This window comes from Alteromonas sp. 4NH20-0056 (assembly GCF_057539655.1).
On the sequence record NZ_BAAJLS010000031.1, the window covers coordinates 1 to 775 of the forward strand.

Below are 775 nucleotides of genomic sequence, written 5' to 3' on the forward strand. Positions count from 1 at the left end.
GTAGCTTGAAGGATATGGACATTCACAATGCAGAATAAACTAGTCGAAGCCTTAGGAACTCTTCCTCGATACCTAGCATTTCAGTTGTTTTTTCTTACGTATGTGCTCTCTATCTTTACCCATGCATCTGCGCCATCTCCTAAAATTTATCAATCCGGGATGTTTTTTTATCTTCTCCCTTTAGTTATGGCTATGGTAGTAACACACTTTGGCTACATGTCTGCTAAAAGTGGTAGCGTAAGCAAAACACAGTACTTTCAAGTATTCGGGATTTTTGTGCTCTACGGATTTATCTGGCATGCTCTTTTTTAAAACGCTACATAACAAACAAATTATGGCACTCGCTGTCGCTCGCTGGGACGCAAACACGTGCGCGGCTTCGCCATTTTTGCACACGTGTTTGCGCCCCATATTTGGAAGTTAGGTGCTTTGGTGAAAAATAGGTTTATATCGGAATGGGAACCAACGCTGCTGCAAGAAGAAATTTTGGCTAGTGGCATTTGGTTTTACGATGACCAAATACCGTTTAATGCTAAGTTACTTAGGCAAAAATACGATTACACATCTTTCGATTTACCAGCAATAGAAATGGCCGTTCATCCATATAATTTGGATTATATCGATTACTCTATTAGTGATGAGGGTTTTTTATACTTCTGGCAATTTGAAGGAAAAGGGCGCAAAAGTACGTCACCTACATTTAGTACTTATTTCGCCGCAAGGGACCACATAAATTCCTACGGTACAAAATATGATATTTCATGGAAAGCACGCA

The 775-nt window shown here is 39.9% G+C and carries 1 protein-coding gene; it reads left to right on the forward strand.

All coding sequences use genetic code 11. The annotated features are described in order from the left end of the window. Positions 1-432 precede the first annotated feature (432 nt). On the forward strand, positions 433-775 hold a 343-nt coding region (locus tag AC27EZ_RS18115; RefSeq protein WP_487136661.1), incomplete at its 3' end, for a hypothetical protein.